Origin of the sequence: Rhodococcus sp. 1163, assembly GCF_002091985.1 — a bacterium.
GTDB lineage: Bacteria > Actinomycetota > Actinomycetes > Mycobacteriales > Mycobacteriaceae > Rhodococcoides.
Genome location: NZ_MKKX01000017.1, coordinates 194,740 through 211,970 on the forward strand (window position 1 = coordinate 194,740; position 17,231 = coordinate 211,970).

At 62.7% G+C, this 17,231-nt stretch carries 15 protein-coding genes and 1 pseudogene; 8 read left to right on the forward strand and 8 right to left on the reverse strand.

Going from position 1 to position 17,231, the window contains the following annotated elements:
* Positions 1–4: 4 nt before the first annotated feature.
* The 3 genes from BJD99_RS04385 to BJD99_RS04395 are packed head-to-tail and all read right to left on the reverse strand — an operon-like array spanning position 5 to position 3,273.
* A complete protein-coding gene (locus tag BJD99_RS04385) occupies positions 5–1,570 on the reverse strand; it encodes an ABC transporter substrate-binding protein (RefSeq protein ID WP_256895481.1) in 1,566 nt (521 codons plus the stop codon).
* Between the two features lie 51 nt (positions 1,571–1,621).
* Positions 1,622–2,521 carry an NAD(P)-dependent oxidoreductase gene (locus BJD99_RS04390; protein ID WP_084345583.1) on the reverse strand — a complete coding sequence of 300 codons (900 nt, stop codon included), beginning with the start codon at positions 2,519–2,521 and terminating at the stop codon, positions 1,622–1,624.
* The gene (locus BJD99_RS04395) at positions 2,518–3,273 is read right to left on the reverse strand and encodes a class II aldolase/adducin family protein (RefSeq protein WP_084345584.1); all 756 of its coding nucleotides are present in this window, start codon (positions 3,271–3,273) and stop codon (positions 2,518–2,520) included. Before BJD99_RS04395 ends, BJD99_RS04390 begins: the two co-directional genes overlap by 4 nt.
* A gap of 210 nt (positions 3,274–3,483) precedes the next feature.
* On the opposite strand from BJD99_RS04395, the pseudogene BJD99_RS21210 reads away from it, so the two are divergent.
* From BJD99_RS21210 to BJD99_RS04410, 4 genes and pseudogenes are all read left to right on the forward strand, one after another.
* Positions 3,484–3,612: pseudogene (locus BJD99_RS21210) on the forward strand (helix-turn-helix domain-containing protein); the annotation flags it as partial.
* A gap of 186 nt (positions 3,613–3,798) precedes the next feature.
* A complete protein-coding gene (locus BJD99_RS21215; protein ID WP_256895482.1) occupies positions 3,799–4,179 on the forward strand; it encodes an IclR family transcriptional regulator C-terminal domain-containing protein in 381 nt (126 codons plus the stop codon).
* A 62-nt stretch (positions 4,180–4,241) separates the two neighbouring features.
* On the forward strand, positions 4,242–5,186 hold the full coding sequence (locus BJD99_RS04405; RefSeq protein WP_084345586.1) for an alpha/beta hydrolase: 945 nt from the start codon (positions 4,242–4,244) through the stop codon (positions 5,184–5,186).
* A gap of 137 nt (positions 5,187–5,323) precedes the next feature.
* Positions 5,324–7,165, forward strand: coding sequence for an NAD(P)-binding domain-containing protein (locus BJD99_RS04410; RefSeq protein WP_084345587.1), 1,842 nt, complete (start codon positions 5,324–5,326; stop codon positions 7,163–7,165).
* A gap of 85 nt (positions 7,166–7,250) precedes the next feature.
* Here the strand turns inward: BJD99_RS04410 and BJD99_RS04415 are convergent, their stop codons facing one another.
* Positions 7,251–8,603: an NAD(P)/FAD-dependent oxidoreductase gene (locus tag BJD99_RS04415; RefSeq protein WP_218775705.1), complete on the reverse strand. Its 1,353-nt coding sequence runs from the start codon at positions 8,601–8,603 to the stop codon at positions 7,251–7,253.
* A gap of 20 nt (positions 8,604–8,623) precedes the next feature.
* A complete protein-coding gene (locus BJD99_RS04420; protein WP_084345588.1) occupies positions 8,624–9,625 on the reverse strand; it encodes an aldo/keto reductase family protein in 1,002 nt (333 codons plus the stop codon).
* A gap of 108 nt (positions 9,626–9,733) precedes the next feature.
* Here BJD99_RS04420 and BJD99_RS04425 point away from each other — a divergent pair, with 108 nt between their 5' ends.
* Positions 9,734–11,350 (forward strand): sigma-54-dependent Fis family transcriptional regulator, encoded by a 1,617-nt coding sequence (locus BJD99_RS04425; RefSeq protein ID WP_256895483.1) that lies wholly within the window; start codon positions 9,734–9,736, stop codon positions 11,348–11,350.
* A gap of 86 nt (positions 11,351–11,436) precedes the next feature.
* Positions 11,437–12,546, forward strand: a complete 1,110-nt coding sequence (locus tag BJD99_RS04430; RefSeq protein ID WP_084345589.1) for an NDMA-dependent alcohol dehydrogenase — start codon at positions 11,437–11,439, stop codon at positions 12,544–12,546.
* Positions 12,547–12,619: 73 nt separating this feature from the next.
* Here the strand turns inward: BJD99_RS04430 and BJD99_RS04435 are convergent, their stop codons facing one another.
* On the reverse strand, positions 12,620–13,765 hold the full coding sequence (locus BJD99_RS04435; RefSeq protein WP_373270517.1) for an acyl-CoA dehydrogenase family protein: 1,146 nt from the start codon (positions 13,763–13,765) through the stop codon (positions 12,620–12,622).
* Between the two features lie 70 nt (positions 13,766–13,835).
* Positions 13,836–14,657, reverse strand: a complete 822-nt coding sequence (locus tag BJD99_RS04440; protein WP_084345896.1) for an SDR family oxidoreductase — start codon at positions 14,655–14,657, stop codon at positions 13,836–13,838.
* A gap of 79 nt (positions 14,658–14,736) precedes the next feature.
* On the opposite strand from BJD99_RS04440, the gene BJD99_RS04445 reads away from it, so the two are divergent.
* The gene (locus BJD99_RS04445) at positions 14,737–15,888 is read left to right on the forward strand and encodes an NADH:flavin oxidoreductase (RefSeq protein ID WP_256895484.1); all 1,152 of its coding nucleotides are present in this window, start codon (positions 14,737–14,739) and stop codon (positions 15,886–15,888) included.
* 25 nt (positions 15,889–15,913) lie between these two features.
* Here BJD99_RS04445 and BJD99_RS04450 read toward each other — a convergent pair whose 3' ends face one another.
* Positions 15,914–16,789 carry a LysR family transcriptional regulator gene (locus BJD99_RS04450; RefSeq protein WP_084345591.1) on the reverse strand — a complete coding sequence of 292 codons (876 nt, stop codon included), beginning with the start codon at positions 16,787–16,789 and terminating at the stop codon, positions 15,914–15,916.
* 70 nt (positions 16,790–16,859) lie between these two features.
* Between BJD99_RS04450 and BJD99_RS04455 the strand changes: the two genes are divergently transcribed.
* On the forward strand, positions 16,860–17,219 hold the full coding sequence (locus tag BJD99_RS04455; protein ID WP_084345898.1) for a nuclear transport factor 2 family protein: 360 nt from the start codon (positions 16,860–16,862) through the stop codon (positions 17,217–17,219).
* Positions 17,220–17,231 lie beyond the last annotated feature (12 nt).

Below are 17,231 nucleotides of genomic sequence, written 5' to 3' on the forward strand. Positions count from 1 at the left end.
GGTGTTACTCGACCATTGCCACCGTGCGGATATCGAAGGTGCCGGTGTTCGCCCACGGCATGTTTTCCGCGTCGACGACCTTGTCGGAGTAGATGGTCGCGTTCGTCTGGTGGCAGATCGGAACGAACAGTGCTTCGTCCAACACCATGGCCCAGATTTCCTTGTACAGCGCGGCGCGATCATCCTGTGCCAGTGTCGGATCAGCAGCCTGCTTTGCCTTCGCGGCGATCTCGGCGTTGCCGTTACCGAAGCCGTAGGCACCGGTGATGTAGGTTTCCACCGTCTCCTCCGGGTCGATCTTCGGGCTGAAGCTGTTGGTGACCATCGCCTCGAAATCCCCGGCGATGAAACGCGGCTCCGTCTGGGTGATCGGGGCCGGGTTCAGCGTCGCGTCGAATCCCACCTGCGAGAGCTGCGACTGGATCACGTTGGCAGGCTTCTCGGTGTTCGTGCCTGCAGCGAAAGTGAGAGCAATCGTCGGCGATCCGCCGGCAAGCTTCTTGGCCTCGGCCTCGTCGTAGGTGTAGGGGTACTCGTAGGAGCCGTCCGTAGACCAGCTGCTCTCCGGGTACATCTGCTGGTACGGGGTGCAGGTATCGGAAAACAGCGCACTGATGGCTGCCGGATCGATCGCCCGCGCCGCTGCCCGTCGAACGGCCGGGTCGGTCATGTCACCCTGCGCACGCATCATCAAGCCGAGGACGTTTCGGAACTCGACTTCTTCGACACCGAGAGCGCTCTGCTTGGCGAGGCTCTGTGCTTCCACGATCTCGTTCGCCGAGCTGACCCACGTCAGATCGGTTGCACCGGTACGTACACCGTTGAGCCGTGTGGACGCGTCGGGCATTCCGACGATCTCGATACCCTTCAGACGGCCGGCCTTCTCGTCCCAGTAGTCTTCGTCCGCGCGTGCCAGAGTCAGCGACTCCTGAGGGATGTACGCGGTGACGACGTACGGGCCGGAACCTGATTTGCCGGGATCGTTCTGAATGTCGGTGCCGGCTTCGATCGTCTTGGGACTGATCATCATTCCCACATTGGTGCCGAACACACTCGGCAATTCCACGCCGGAACCGGGAGCGAGGTTGAGGCGCACCGTGGTGGGATCGACGACGTCGACCGTGGTGATGTCACTGAGCGGCTTCACTACGGTGCTGCCGGGCAAGGTCTTTCCGCGCTGAATGTTCGCGGCCACTGCCGCCGCGTCGAACGGCGTGCCGTCGTTGAACGTGACGTCGTCGCGAAGAGCGAGCTCCAAGTAGGAACCGTCCGGAGCGAATTCCCACGATGCGGCGAGGCCGGGCACCACGTTGTCGTCGCCGTCGATCATCGTCAAGCGATCGAAAATCGGTGTCATATAGCTGACCCCGCTGTAGCTGGCCTGTAGATGTGGGTCGAGGTTTCGAGAAGGGGCTGCGGTGGTCACCCGCAGGACCGCGTCCCGGTCGATCTCGCCCGACGAGTTGGACGCACTGCCCCCGGTAGCCCCACCACCACATGCCGACAACAACATGAGTGCGGCGGCGGACGCCCCCAGAACCTTTGCCGTACCTTGCTTTCGAACCTTCACGGCGTTCCTCTCGTAGAGAACTTCACACTGAATTTGGAGTTCGGACAACATTTACCGAGTTACGAATTCGCTGACGTTTCGGACGATGGCGTCCCAGCAGCGGTTGGCAGTGTCATCGGTTATGGCCGCACTGTGCGGCGTGATCACCACACCCGGAGCGGTCCACAGCGGATGCCCGGACGGCAGTGGTTCCGGGTCGGTGACGTCGAGGATGGCGTGGATCCGTCGTTCCTCGAGCGCGGCGAGCAGTGCATCGGTGTCGACGAGTGGTCCTCGGCCCGCGTTGACCAGCACACTCCTGGGGCGCATTGCCGCCAGGAACGACGCGTCGACCACGTGGTGGGTGTCCGGTGTGAGTGGGAGCGCCAGGACGACGACATCCTGCTCGGGCAGCATCTCCCGCGCTTGCACGAGATCGACGACGCCCTCTCGCGCGCTGCGAGCCGCCAACATCACGTCGGCGCCGAACGGCACAGTTCGCTGTTGGACATTCGACCCGATGTCGCCGGCTCCGAGGACGAGTACTCGTTTACCGGCAAGCGTGCCGGTGGGATGCCGTTCCCACAACTGCGCACTCTGCTTCGCGCGGTAACCCGCCAGGTCGCGGTAGTGGTTGAGCAGTTGCGCCACAACCCATTCCGCGACCGGACCGCCATGTGCCCGATCCGCTCCGGAAATCACAACACCCGCCGGGACGATGCCGGTCCAACCATCTCGTCCGGCGCTGAACAGCTGAACCATCCGTAGGTTCGGCAGTTCGGTGTGCATCTGCGCTGCGAACTCTGGATCTACTCCGCGGCTGACCAGGACCTGGGCCCGGTCGGCCCCGGCGGGACGCGGGCCCGACAAGTCCCAGAGAATCGGTTCGATTCCGGGCAGGCCATCGAAGGCTTCGATTCCCCACTGATCCGGCACCAGTACTACGACTGCGCTCGCGGGCGCAGTCGTCACTCCGACACCGACGCAATCTTCCCCAGCAGCTCGGGCTCGGTCCGCAACGCCGCACGAACAGCTGCCTCCCAGAAACCGTGGTAGCCGTTTCCGTCGCTACGAGCCTGGTTGCTGACCCACCAGTCGGGCAGCGAGGTCTTCGCTGGTCCACCCGCGACGCGTGTCAGCCACGCATTCTTGCAGCGAATCTCGAGACTCACCGCGCGAAGGTAGATCGCACGGGCGGTGCTGCCGAGAACGAACACACCGTGGCCACCGAGGAGTGCGACATCCGCATCGCCGACGCCCTGGATCGCAGCCGCGGCCGCGGTCATGTTGTCCACTCCACCGTCGTACTCGTCGACGAGGACGAGCTCGCCTCCGCCCAGGCTCGAACTCTGATCGTGCATCGGCGGAATCTCTTTGAGATCGGCCCAGACGGTCCCGTACTCCGAGTGATTGTGCAGCGCGAACGTGACGTCCGGGCGCGCCTTGTGCAGGGCGAGGTGCAGCGGGATTCCCAGCGGTACCGGCCAGTTGCCCTCGATCAGATTTCCGTCCATGTCGATGCGGAGCACATCCTCGGGACCGAATTCTTCCCAGGTCAGTAGCCATGGGTTGCAGAGCAGAGTGCCGTCGCCGACCGCGTAAGTGATGTGTCCCGCGAGGTGGTCGCAGTAGCCTTCGGCCCACAGGGTGCGAGCCAGCATGACGATCTCTTCTGCTGGGGTGAGTTCGGGCATCAGGCGATCCGCGGTCGGGATGAATCCCATCGATGGCTCCTTGTCGATTCGAGTCGAATGTCCATCGACCCGGCCATGGCCGGCCCCGAGGGGCCATTCACGACCCAACGGCTCGGATGGTCGACACTGTCGTTGGCAACACTGTGGCTGAAAACACTGTGGTATCGTCTAGCGATACTGGGTATCACTTTCAGGTGAAGGATAGGTGGGATTCAAATCACAGTCAAGACGATCCGCAGTCTGACCCGCGGCCTCGAGATACTCGAGGCGATCGCTGCCCAACAGCCGATCGGCCTCACCGCACTGTGCACGGCCACAGGCGAAGACAAAAGCGCACTTCAGCGGACACTTGCCACGCTGCACGAGGCCGGCTGGATCCAACCCGCCCCTGGTTCCTCACCCCAGTGGGAGCTCGGCGCCAAGCCGATCGTCGTCTCCGGACGGGCCCGCCAGTCTTCATCCCTGCAAGGACAGGCACGCCAACTCCTCGGACCGCTGCGTGATGCGACCCGCGAGACGGTCCATCTCGCGCTGCTCACCAACACCAACCTCGTCGTGGCCGACGTCGCAGAGGGCATGCAGGTGGTTCGGACCGCCCTGCCGGTCGGGCAGCTGCACCCATTCGAAACGAGCTCCGCCGGCCGAGCGATCCTCGCCCACTTGAACCCGGTGCAGCGTATGGCGCGAGCCCAGAATCCCGAAAAGCTCCTGACAACGGCAGAATACGAGCAGATACGCCAACGGGGTTGGGCCTCGAGCGCAGGTGCAGTTCTCGAAGGGTCGAACAGCATCGGTGCAGCGATACTCGATGCCGCGGGAACGCCGATGGGTGCGATAGTGATCAGCGGCCCCGCATCCCGCCTCACTCCGGACAGATGCGAGGAGTTGGGCGTGGCCCTGACCGAGACGATTCACGCGCTGTCCCACCACCACTGAACTCGCGCTCACCGAATTCCCCCACTCGACCCGCTGAAAGGTACCCCGAGAAACGGAGCATCATGCGTCTCACCGACGAGGTCCAAACCTTGCTCGACATTCTGAACACCGGATTTCCACGTGTGGAGCAGATGACGGGCGCCGACGCGCGCGCCGCGGTACTGGCCCGCAAGCAGATTGCTCCGAACCCGGAACCCGTTGGCTCGGTGGCCAATACAGCCATCGATGGCCCCGGCGGCCCGCTCCCGCTACGCATCTACCAACCGTTCTCGAGCACCACGCCTGCAGCAACGACGCGGCCCGTCGTCGTCTTCGCACACGGCGGCGGCTTCGTGTTCTGCGACCTCGACACCCACGATGAACTATGCCGAGCCATGGCCAATGCTGTTGACGCAGTGATTGTCTCGGTCGACTACCGATTGGCTCCCGAAAATCCTGCGCCGGCTGCGGCCATGGACGTACATGCGGCACTCGAGTGGGTTCGCGTGCACGCCGGAGAGCTGAACGCCGACCTCGATCGGGTCGTTGTCGCCGGAGACAGTGCAGGCGGAAACTTGGCGGCAGTGACCGCCCTGATGGACCGCGACAGCACTTGGCCCGCGATCGCCGGTCAAGTTCTGATCTACCCGGTGATCGACGACGACTTCGACACCCCCTCGTACCTGAAATACGCCGAGGGCTACTTCAACACTCGGAACGCGATGCAGTGGTACTGGCAGCAATACGCACCCGGCGGCGTTCACGTTGCCGACAACCCCCACCACATCTCCCCCACCCGAGCCGACACACTCGCAGGCCTGCCGCCTGCCATCGTCATCACCGCCGGATGCGATCCACTCGATCACGAAGGCACCGCCTACGCAGAACAACTCCGCGCTGCCGGAGTGACTACCACCCATCGCCGCTACGATGGCATCTTCCACGGCTTCCTGACCATTCCCTCCCTGACGATCACTACCGAAGCCCGAACCCAACTGTGGGCCGACCTGAACGAGATGCTCGCCTGAGTCACCGAGCACGACCTGGAGAAACGTTCAGCCCTCTCGAGCTCTGCCGCGTGCAACCCATTGCAACTCTCGACCAATGCGCACCGAAGGTGTGTGCTGGCTCACAGAGCACGCACACGAGCAACAAGGGAGTTGGCATGACCCAGACCATCGAGCCGGTAGAAGCAACACGGTTTCAGAGCCCGCAGGAACGCGTCGACGCCTGGTTGGCCGACTTCGAGGCAGCACTGACGGCCCGGGACATAGAGCGGGTCACTGCCAAGTTCGCGGTCGACAGCTTCTGGCGAGACCTGGTCACGTTCACGTGGAACCTGAATACCGTCGAAGGCCGTGACGGCATCGCGGGCATGCTCCAAGACCGTCTCGACGACACCGACCCGTCGAATTTTCGGACGATCGAGGCGCCCGACGAGGCCGACGGTGTCACTTCGGCGTGGATCGAGTTCGAGACCGCGACCAGCCGCGGCAAGGGGCATTTGCGATTGAAGAGCGATCCGGAGACCGGGGAGGACACTGCCTGGACGCTGCTCACCACGATGCAGGAACTCAAAGGCTACGAGGAGCGCCAGGGCCACACCCGGATCAAGGGCGCGGTGCACGGGTCCAACGCCGACACCCAGAACTGGGCGGAGAAGAAGGAGATCGAGGAGAAGGAACTCGGTTACACGGTGCAGCCGTACGCATTGATCGTCGGCGGTGGCCAGGGCGGGATCGCGCTCGGTGCACGATTCCGCCAAATGGGTGTCCCCGCGATCGTCGTCGATCGCGCGAACCGCCCCGGGGATCAGTGGCGCGGACGCTACAAGTCCCTGTGCCTGCACGATCCGGTCTGGTACGACCACCTGCCGTACTTGCCGTTCCCAGCCAACTGGCCGGTCTTCGCCCCGAAGGACAAGATCGGCGATTGGCTCGAGATGTACACCAAGGTCATGGAGGTTCCGTACTGGAGCCGGACCACCGCGAAGTCCGCGACTTACGACGAGACCGCCGAAGAATGGACCGTCGTCCTCGATCGCGACGGCGAGGAAGTGATCCTGCGGCCCAAGCAGTTGGTGATGGCCACCGGAATGTCCGGTAAGAAGAACGTCCCGAACTTCCCAGGAATGGACGAGTTCGAGGGCGAGCAGCACCATTCGAGCGAACACCCTGGTCCCGACGCGTATGTCGGCAAGAAGGTCGTCGTCGTCGGATCGAACAATTCAGCGCACGACATCTGCAAGGCACTGTACGAAACAGGCGTCGATGTGACGATGCTGCAGCGATCGTCCACGCACATCGTCAAGTCCGATTCATTGTGCGAGATCGCGCTCGGTGACCTGTATTCCGAGCGTGCCGTCGAGTCCGGGATGACGACGCAGAAAGCCGATCTGACGTTCGCCTCCTTGCCGTACCGGATCATGCACGAGTTCCAGATCCCGGTGTACCAGCAGATCGCGGAGAAGGACAAGGACTTCTACGATCGACTGGAGAAGGCCGGCTTCCAGCACGATTTCGGCGACGACGGCTCAGGGTTGTTCATGAAGTACCTACGCCGGGGTTCGGGATATTACATCGATGTCGGCGCCTCGGAACTCGTCGCTGACGGAAAGATCAAACTTGTTGCCGGACAGGTCGATCGGATCAGCAAGACCGGTGTCGTACTGGCCGACGGCAAAGAACTGCCCGCAGACCTCATCGTCTACGCCACCGGCTACGGGTCGATGAACGGCTGGGTCACCGACCTGATCGATCAGGAGACCGCGGACAAGGTCGGCAAGTGCTGGGGCCTCGGCTCGGACACCACCAAGGATCCTGGCCCGTGGGAGGGAGAGCAGCGCAACATGTGGAAGCCGACGCAGCAGAAGAACCTGTGGTTCCATGGCGGCAATCTCCATCAGTCACGGCACTATTCGCTGTACCTGGCACTGCAGATCAAGGCGCGCTACGAGGGCATCGACACCCCGACCTTCGGCCTGCAGGAAGTACACCATCTGAAGTAAAGTTCGGAACGACCTTCAGCGGCCTTGTGCGCACTTTCGGGTGCGTACAAGGCCGTTCGAGCTACTGGCCCTGCGCTTTCGCGAGCTACTGGCCCTGCGCTTTCGCGATCAGTGCGTCCTCGGCGCGCACTTGGTCGAGGTTGACCACCCGAGTCGGCAGAACCGTCGAATAGAGCCAATCGGTGGCAACTCGAACTCTCGCCGCGGCAGTCGGCAACGCGTACAGGTGATAGCTGCGGGCGACGAACTTCGCGACCGGCCCCTTCAGTGGAATGCCCAAAGGTTTTGCAACACCGTCGAATCCGCCCAAATCTGCGACGAGTCCGAGATCCTTGTGGAAATACGGCTTCGATTCTCCGACGCCGAGGCTTGCCGCCACATTCTTCGCAACCCGCACCCCCTGCCGCTGCGCATGTTGAGCGGTCGGCGGTGTGGGTTTCGACGCGTCCAACGCGAGATCGGGCACCGCAGCCGCGTCGCCGATGGCCCAGACGTTCGGTACTCCAGGAACCGTCATGTCGGGTTCCACCACGAGGCGACCCTTCTCGGTCGGCAGCTCCAGCTTGGCGATCAGCGGACTCGGCGCGACTCCCGCGCCCCACACGAGGGTCCTCGACGGCACGACGGTTCCGTCGGTCAACGTCACCGAGGTTGCAGTGGCCGACGCTACCGACACCTCGAGACGGATCTCGACCCCCCGTGCGGTCAACACATCCATCGCTTCCTTGCCGAGCTCGTCCCCCAGCTCCGGTAGAACCGCTGGCGCCAGGTCGACGAGAAGCCATCGCACATCACTCGGGTCGATGCTCGCCCATCGGGTCGCTATTCCTTTGACCCAGTTCTGCATCTGTGCAACGAATTCCGTGCCCGTGTACCCCGCGCCGACAGCCACGACGGTGAGCCGCTCGATCCGCTCTGCGCGACCGGCCGGAGTATCGGGCAATGAATCGGCGGCATCGAGTTGCGCGAGGACATGGTTGCGGATGAACGTTGCCTCGCTCAATGTCTTGAGCCCGTGCGCGTTCTCGGCTACACCCGGTATGTCGAACTGTCTGGTGACCGATCCCGGCGAGAGAATCAGCTTGTCCCACTCGATTTCGGTGATCCCGTCCCTGCCCTCGACGCTCAGCGTGCGATCGCCGAAGTCGATCGAGGACACATGCCCGAGCACGGTGCGAGTGCGTCGCAACGTCTGTCTGATGGAGACGGCGATGTCACGTGGGTCGAGCACACCCGTCGCGACCTCGGGGAGGAGTGGGCTGTAGAGGAGATAGTCGGTCGGCGCGACGAGCGTCAGGCTCGCTCGTTCGGGTTCGAGAAGTTTCTGTAAACGCCTCAATGCGTGAAATCCACCGAACCCGCCTCCGACGACGACAATCCTCGAGGGAGCCAGGGGCAGCGGCGTTTTCGTTCGGGAGCCACGACCGAATGTGCGCATGAACGACACCTTACTGCGGGTCAGAGGCGGGCGTCGGGAGACCGCGTCAGTTTCGGATCGGTGACGATGGATCCGGCAAGGGCGTCGTCGATCTTCCCCAACACCTCCGCGTCCAGGACGACTTCGGAGGCTTTGACGTTCTCTGCGATCTGTTCCGGCCTCGAGGCGCCGACCAACGCTGCGGCCACGTTCTCGTTCGCCAAGACCCAGGCGACGGCGAGCTGAGCCATGGTGATGCCGAGGTCTGCGGCGATGGGCGCGAGTTTCTGCACCCGTGTGAGCGTCTCGTCTTCGAGGTAGCGGGAGATCATCTTGTCTCCACCCTTGTCGTCGGTCGCTCGCGAGCCTTCCGGCAGCGGCTGCCCGGGCAGGTATTTGCCGGTCAGCACGCCCTGCGCGATGGGTGACCAGACGATCTGCGAGATACCGAGCTTCTTCGACGTCGGGACCACGTCTTTCTCTATGACCCGCCACAGTGCCGAGTACTGAGGCTGATTGGAGACGATGGAGAATCCGTTTTCCCTGGCCAGCGACTGGCCTCGCCGCAGCTGGTCGGCGTCCCACTCCGAGACGCCTATGTACAGCGCCTTGCCCTGACGGACGATGTCGCCGAACGCGGCGATGGTCTCCTCGAGCGGGGTCTCGACGTCGTACCGATGTGCTTGATAGAGGTCGACGTAGTCGGTCCCAAGCCTGTGCAACGACGCGTCGATGCCTTCGAAGATGTGTTTGCGTGACAATCCGGTGTCGTTGGGGCCTTTCGGTCCGACCGGGAAGTAGACCTTGGTGAAGATCTCGAGCGATTCCCGACGCACCCCTTTCAGGGCCTCCCCGAGTACCGATTCTGCAGCACCGTTGGCGTAGACGTCGGCGGTGTCGAAGGTGGTGATGCCCGCGTCGAGGGCCGCATGCACGCACTTCGTGGCGACGTCGTTCTCCACTTGCGAACCGTGTGTCAGCCAATTTCCGTAGGTGATCTCGGAAACTTTGAATCCACTGTTGCCCAGATATCTGTATGCCATGAGAAAAACGCTACCCGCGAACCCAGCTGTGTACAGGAAGAACCGAGTTTGCGCAGAAGCCCTCGGTACCTCGTAAGTCTTCGATACCGTTCGGTGAGGGTGCACCGAGTGGAGAACACCGTGGAACTGGTTCGTGAACAGATCGCGCAGTCGTGGAGTCGAGCCAGGCTCAGCGGCCTCGCTCCGTCGGACACGTTGGAGGATTTCAGCGTCTCCGACGTGGACCGACGCTCACGCTTGCTCTCCGCTGCCGAACCCGTCCTCGACCGTATGGACAACGTGCTGCGCGGCAGTCGGTACTGCGTCATCCTCGCCGACCGCGACGCCAAGCTCGTCGACATCAGATTCGGTACCGCCGCCGTCCGCGCTCTCGTGGAGTCGACGGGCGCGGTGGTGGGTCGGACCTTCACCGAGAACACCTCGGGCACCAATTCGATCGCGACGGTGCACGAGCTCAGAAAACCGGTATCGGTGCGTGGCGACGAGCATTACATGGAATCGATGAAGATGTTCAGCTGCTACGGATATCCGATCGTCCACCCCGTCACACGCCGGATCGAGGGCGTACTCGACATCACCTTCCTCGAGCCGGACGACAATCCGTTGCTCGAGCCGATGCTTGGAAATGCTGTCTCGGATATTCAGGACCGGCTGTTCGAGGAAACCCGGTGGAGCGAACAGCTCCTCTTCGGAGCGTTCCAGCGCGCTTCGGCACGCAGACGCGGCGCACCGGCCATCGCGATAGCCGAAGAAATATTCTTGGAGAACACCAGCGCGGGCACACTTCTCGATGCTGTCGATCATGCCGCCTTGCGGGCACTGACCGACGATCCGGTCCACCGCCAAGGCGTCGTCCGATCGATGACGTTGAGTTCGGGGGTGCGTGCCACCGTGCGATGGGAACGTCCGGCTTCCGGTGCGGGCATCGTGATCGAGATCGATCCGCTGCGCGAAGGGTCGTGCAGCAGACCTGCTGCACCGTTGATCCGCGCCGAGAAGAAGCGTGAAGCCACCGTCAGTGTCAGCGGCGAACCCGGCTCCGGGCGAACTACGGTGCTGTCCGAGCTGGCCGGTAATGCGAAGTTCTTCGACGCCGTCGATCTCGTGACCAGTGATCCGCACGAGTGGATGACGCTCGTGGGTGCCGCACTCGCCGATTCCGCCGGTGCGGTAGTGATCGAACATGTTCATCTGCTCTCTCCGGCGATCGCGCGAAGTCTCTATGTGAAGCTCCAGAGCGCGACCGCGTGGTTTGCCGTGTCTTCGAGTTCAGGGGCCGCGGTGTCCGCTGAGCACCGTCAGCTCCTTACCGCGTGTAGTTCGACGATAGAACTGTCACCACTGCGGACGCGTAAGCACGAGATCCCCGGCTTCGTGCGCACCTTCCTGGCGCAGGTACCGCGCGGATACGACCGCCGCATCACGGCAGCTGCGATGACTGCGCTGATGGGTTACGACTGGCCCGGCAATCTGACCGAACTTCGGACCGAGGTGACCGAGGTCGCCGCCAGACGTTCGGTCGGCGACATCACGGCGCGGGATCTGATCAGGCCGACGGCGGGAGCACCTGCCGCCGGCTTGGGGACCCTCGATGCCGCGATGCGCGAGGCGATCGTTCGCGAACTCGAACGCCACGGTGGCAACAAACGCACCACCGCAGAGCAATTGGGGATCAGCCGGACCACGCTGTACAAGCGGATGAAAGACCTCGGCATCGTGGGCTGAATAAGGTTGTCCAATATCTGAACACTCGGCGGGCGTGATCCAGGTCACGATGGTGTACGAGCGCCATCTACCGGTAGGAGATTTTCGTGAAGATCAAAGCAGCCGTTCTGTTCGAGCCTCACAAGCCGTTCGAGATCATCGAACTCGACATGGACGGCCCAGGACCCGGCGAGGTACTCATCAAGTACGTCGCCGCCGGGCTGTGCCATTCGGATCTGCACCTCCTCGACGGGGACCTACCCCCACGTTTCCCGATCGTCGGCGGGCACGAAGGCTCCGGCATCATCGAAGAAGTCGGGCCCGGCGTCACCAAGGTCAAGCCCGGCGATCACGTCGTATGCTCGTTCATCCCGAACTGCGGCACCTGCCGCTACTGTTCGACCGGCCGACAAAGCCTGTGCGACATGGGCGCAACCATTCTCGAAGGCAGCATGACCGACGGCAGTTTCCGCCGTCGCGACAGCAAGGGCACCGAGTTCGGCGCCATGTGCATGCTAGGCACCTTCGCCGATCGCGCGACCATTTCCCAACATTCGGTCGTCAAGGTCGACGACTGGCTGCCGTTGGAAATCGCAGTGCTCGTCGGCTGCGGTGTCCCCTCCGGTTGGGGAACCGCCGTCTATGCAGGCGGGGTCCGAGCGGGTGATTCGGTCATCATCTACGGCATCGGTGGCCTCGGCATCAACGCCGTGCAAGGCGCTGTTCACTCCGGCGCCAAGCACGTCATCGTCGTCGACCCGCTCGAATTCAAACGCAACCAAGCACTGAAATTCGGTGCCACACATGCTTTCGCGGACTACGCATCAGCTCAGGAAAAGCTCACCGAGCTCACTTGGGGCCAGGGCGCTGATCAAGCGCTGATCCTCGTCGGGACCGTCGACGAAGAGGTCGTCCAGGCTGCGACGGCCGCGATCGGCAAAGGCGGAACCGTCGTCATCACCGGCCTTGCAGATCCTTCGGCTCTGACCGTGCATGTTTCGGGCACCGATCTGACGCTGAACCAGAAGACGATCAAGGGCACCTTGTTCGGTTCGGCAAATCCGCAGTACGACATCGTTCGACTTCTGCGTCTCTACGACGCCGGACAGCTGAAACTGGACGAGTTGATCACCACGACGTACAGCCTCGAGCAGGTCAACGAGGGCTACCAGGATCTACGCGACGGCAAGAACATGCGAGGTGTCATCCACTTCTAGACTCCCGACGCACAAGGGCGGACGTACCCCCGAGGAGGTATGTCCGCCCTCGTGTGTCAGGACCCGGATGTGTTCACCTGTATTTGCGCAACTCCATCTTCGCGATCGACATCTTGTGCACCTCGTCGGGACCGTCGGCGAGTCGCAGCGTCCGGATGTGGGCGTACATCATGGCGAGTGGGAAATCGTCGCTGACGCCGCCGCCGCCGTGGACCTGGATGGCGCGATCGATGACCTCGAGCGCCATGATCGGTGCCGCGACCTTGATGGCTGCGATTTCGGTTCGCGCTTCCTTGTTGCCGACCGTGTCCATCAGGTATGCGGCCTTCAAGGTCAGTAGCCGCGTCATCTCGATATTGATGCGAGACTCCGCGATCCAGTCCTGAATGTTGGCGCGTGTCGCGATGGGTTGACCGAATGTCACTCTCGACGACGCTCTCTTACACATCAATTCGAGTGCACGCTCGGCCACGCCGATGGTGCGCATCGCGTGATGGATGCGACCGGGCCCGAGACGCGCCTGGCTGATGGCGAAACCTTCACCCGGGCCTTTCAACACGTCCTTCGACGGCACTCGAACATTCTCGAAGAGGACCTCGGCGTGACCTTCTCGGTCGATGTAGCCGAAGACCGGGAGATTGCGGACAACCGTGACGCCGGGAGCATCGATCGGGACGACCAACATCGACTGCTGACGGTGGGTAGCCGCGCTCGGATCGGTCTTGCCCATGACGATGAGCACCTTGCAGTTCTTGTGCATCGCGTTGGACGTCCACCACTTGCGGCCGTTGAGGATGTAGTCGTCACCGTCTTCCACCATGCTCATCTCGATGTTGGTGGCGTCGGAACTGGCAACTGCAGGCTCGGTCATGGCGAATGCGGACCGAATTGTGCCGTCCAGCAAGGGCTTCAGATACTTTTCCTTGTGCTCCTCGGTCCCGAAAAGCGTCAAGACCTCCATGTTTCCGGTGTCGGGGGCGTTGCAGTTGCATGCCTCCGGCGCGAGCAGGCTTCGACCCATAATTTCGGCGAGCGGTGCATATTCGAGGTTGGTGAGCCCTGGCCCCCATTCGGGGTGCGGGTGGAAGAGATTCCAGAGTCCCCGTGACCGGGCTTCCTTCTTGAGGTCCTCGATGATCTGAGGTTGACCGTGTGGATCGCCGAGTTCTCGCATCTGTTCGCTGTACACGGCCTCGGCCGGGTAGATGTGCGAGTCCATGAACTCGAGCAGGTCGGTTTCGTACTTCTTGGCCCGGTCGGTAGTTTCGAAGAACGACACGTGTTTCCCCTCAGTTGTTTTCGCCCGTGAGGGCGGTTTGGTAGCGGCGCATTCCACGAAGCCACCGGTCGTAATCGGATCCTTTGTTGCGGTACATGTCCAACACGTTGGCGTGCGGGAGGATCAGGAATTGTTCGGCGTCCATCGCGGCGAGCACGATCTCGGCGACATCGGCCGGTTCGAGGACGTCACCGGCGGCCAACACTGCCTTGGTCGCGGCAGCACCCAAGGCACTTCCGGACTCCTGTCCCTCGTACAACAGCTTGGTGTTGACGCCCATGGGACACAGGCAGCTGACTCGGATGCCACGATCTCCGTAGGTAACATTGAGCCACTCCGAGAAGCCGACGGCGGCATGTTTGGTGACCGAGTATGTGGCAGAACCGATTTGAGTGAGCAGCCCTGCAGCGGAAGCGGTACTGACGAAGTATCCCTCACCGCGTTCGATCCAGGTGGGCACCAGGAGCTGCGCAGCTCTGATGTGCGCACGAAGATTGACGTCGATCGACAGATCCCAGTCTGCCTCGCTGGCTTCCAATCCCGGTGCGCCGCCGATCCCGGCGTTCGCAAAATAAAGGTCTACCGGGCCGAAAGTATCCTCGGCGAGCGCAATGAGTGCAGTGATGTCCTCGACTACCGACGCGTCCCCGCCGAGAGATACCGCCGCGCCCGGACTTGTCTGCTCGATACGGGAGACGACCTCCGAAGCAGCGGTTGCATTCAGATCGGACACGACCACACGGGCACCTTCTACGACCAGTCGCTCGGCGAGCGCTCCACCGATTCCTCCGCCACCACCGGTGACGATCGCGACCTTGCCTGTAACCTTCATCACCCAGGTATAGCACGCTCCCCGTCGCAGATTGCCGCCCGAAGGAATAGCGGCCACGCCCTAGTAGTTGGACCGCTACGTGACCCAACCCGCAGTGAGCAACCTCGACCTCGACCTCGACGCAGCCGGACTCTTCACCCCCATCGAGGTGAAGTCCTTGAAGTTGCGCAATCGCTTCGCGATGGCACCGATGACACGCGCGTTCTCTCCAGGCGGAGTGCCCCGCGAAAATGTCGCCGAGTACTACCGCAAGCGGGCCGCAGGTGGAACCTCGCTGATCATCACCGAGGGCACGCTGATCCCCGACCCGGCAGCAGGCCCGGACTCCCGAGTCCCCCACATCCACGGCGACGAAAGCCTCGAAGGCTGGAAAGGCGTCGTCGACGCAGTACACGCCGAGGGCAGCGCGATCATCCCTCAGCTATGGCATCTCGGTGTCGAACGAGGCGCGACGCCGAGGTTCAACCCCGACGTCGTCACCGTCAGCCCGTCAGGAATCGCTCTCGACGGCTCGCCGGTCGGCCGAGCGTTCACCGACGCCGATCTGGAAGAGCAGAAGCAGATCTGGGTCGATGCCGCGGTCAACGCCAAGGAGACCGGATTCGACGGCGTCGAACTCCACGGTGCGCACGGGTACCTTCTCGATGAGTTCCTGTGGGAGCAGACCAACACTCGCGAAGACGGATACGGCGGTTCGCTGGAAGCCCGTACCCGATTCCCTGCCGAGGTAGTCGCAGCCATTCGCGCTGCCGTCGGGCAGGAGTTCGCGATCGTCTACCGATTCTCGCAGTGGAAATCGGGACACTACGATGCCCGCCTGGCCCAGACTCCCCAGCAACTCGAACGCATCCTCGCTCCGCTGGTCGACGCCGGTGTCGATGTTCTGCACCCCTCTACACGACGTCATTGGGAGCCCGCCTTCCCTGAGCTGTCCGGCGTGGAAGGCGAACGCGGACTTGCCGGTTGGACGAAGTCGATCACCGGACTGCCGACCATCACAGTCGGTTCGGTCGGCCTCGACCAGGTATTCACCGGTGCGTGGGGCAAAAATTCCACCGCCGCAACAACCAGCCTCGACCCACTGCTCGCGCAGTTCGCGCGCGGAGAGTTCGACATCGTCGCCGTCGGCCGGGCATTACTGTCCGACCCCGAATGGGTCAACAAGGTTCAGCAGGGACGTCTCGACGACCGCATCCCGTTCGCCCGCGAGCACATCACCTCGCTGAACTGAGGCTGGCCCGGCGGCTCAGCATCAGCTAAGCGAAACGTCTTCGCATGCCGGCGACCAGTTCCTTTACTGCTGCGCTCGGCCTGTCCGACCACACCAGAGCGAGAACAGCGTCGATGGTGAGGCCGGATATCGGCACTGCAATCAACTGATCGGTGAAGGCAGATGCCATAGATCGACTGAGTATCCCGACGCCCATGCCGCGCGCGGCCAAGTCCGCGACTGCAGCTGGGGCGCTCGCGGCGAACGCAATGTCGGCGACGATGCCCTGGTCTGCGCAGGCGTCGTCGAAGACCGCTCTAATTCCGGTGCCCGTGGGCAGGCAGACGATTCGATGAGCGGAGGCCTGCCTCAGGCTCACTGTGATCTCGGATGCGAGTGGGTGTTGTGGGGGGACGCACGCTGCAAGTCCTTCGGCAATGATGACCAACGAATCGAGCCCCTCGGGTGGGGCCGAGGCGGTGCCGACGAGGGCCAGGTCGAGTGCACCCGATCGTATTTTTGCGATCAGATCGTCCGAATTACCCTCGGCCAATGAGATATCGACGCCGGGATACTCGAAGTGGAAGTCGGCCAGCGCGTCGAACATCGGGGTAACGGTGCACGCAGTCACCATGCCGACGCTTACGCGGCCCCGAACCAGCGAGTGGACCTCGTCGACGGAAACCTGAAGGTCTGCAGCAGATTTCAGGGCGGTCCGAGCATGTTCGATCGCTGCCTTGCCTGCGACCGTGAGCGTCGCGACACGGCTGCTGCGATCGATCAGTTGTGCGCCGACCTCGCGCTCGAGTGCACGGATTTGGGCACTGATGCCGGACTGACTGACCTTCACCCGTTCCGCAGCACGGGTGAAGTTCGCCTCTTCCGCTACTGCCACGAAGTATTCCAGTTGACGTAACTCCATAACTTGGAATTCTAGTTTCGATCGCTACAATCTGTTGGACTTCTGGTTCGCGCACGCGCAACCTGGAGACATGACACGAGAGAAAGCACTCACCCCGGAAGACATCACCCGACTTTTCGTCGAGCGGTCCAACGCAGGCGATGCCGAAGGGGTCGCCGCGTTGTACGCCGAGGATGCAGTCATGGCCTATCCCACAGGAAAAACAACCGTCGGACGCGTCGCGATCGAAGAACTGTGGGCATCGGTTCTTGCACACGGTCCGCACTTCGAAGCGGAGGACGGCCTCCCGACGCTCCTTCACGGTGACATTGCGCTGACGTCCACAGCACCGAAGGACGGAGCAGGCGCACGTGCGCAGGTCGTACAGCGGCAGCCCGACGGGTCATGGTTACGCATCGTCGATCAGCCCGAGTTCAACCCGACGACCTGAGCAAGACCGACC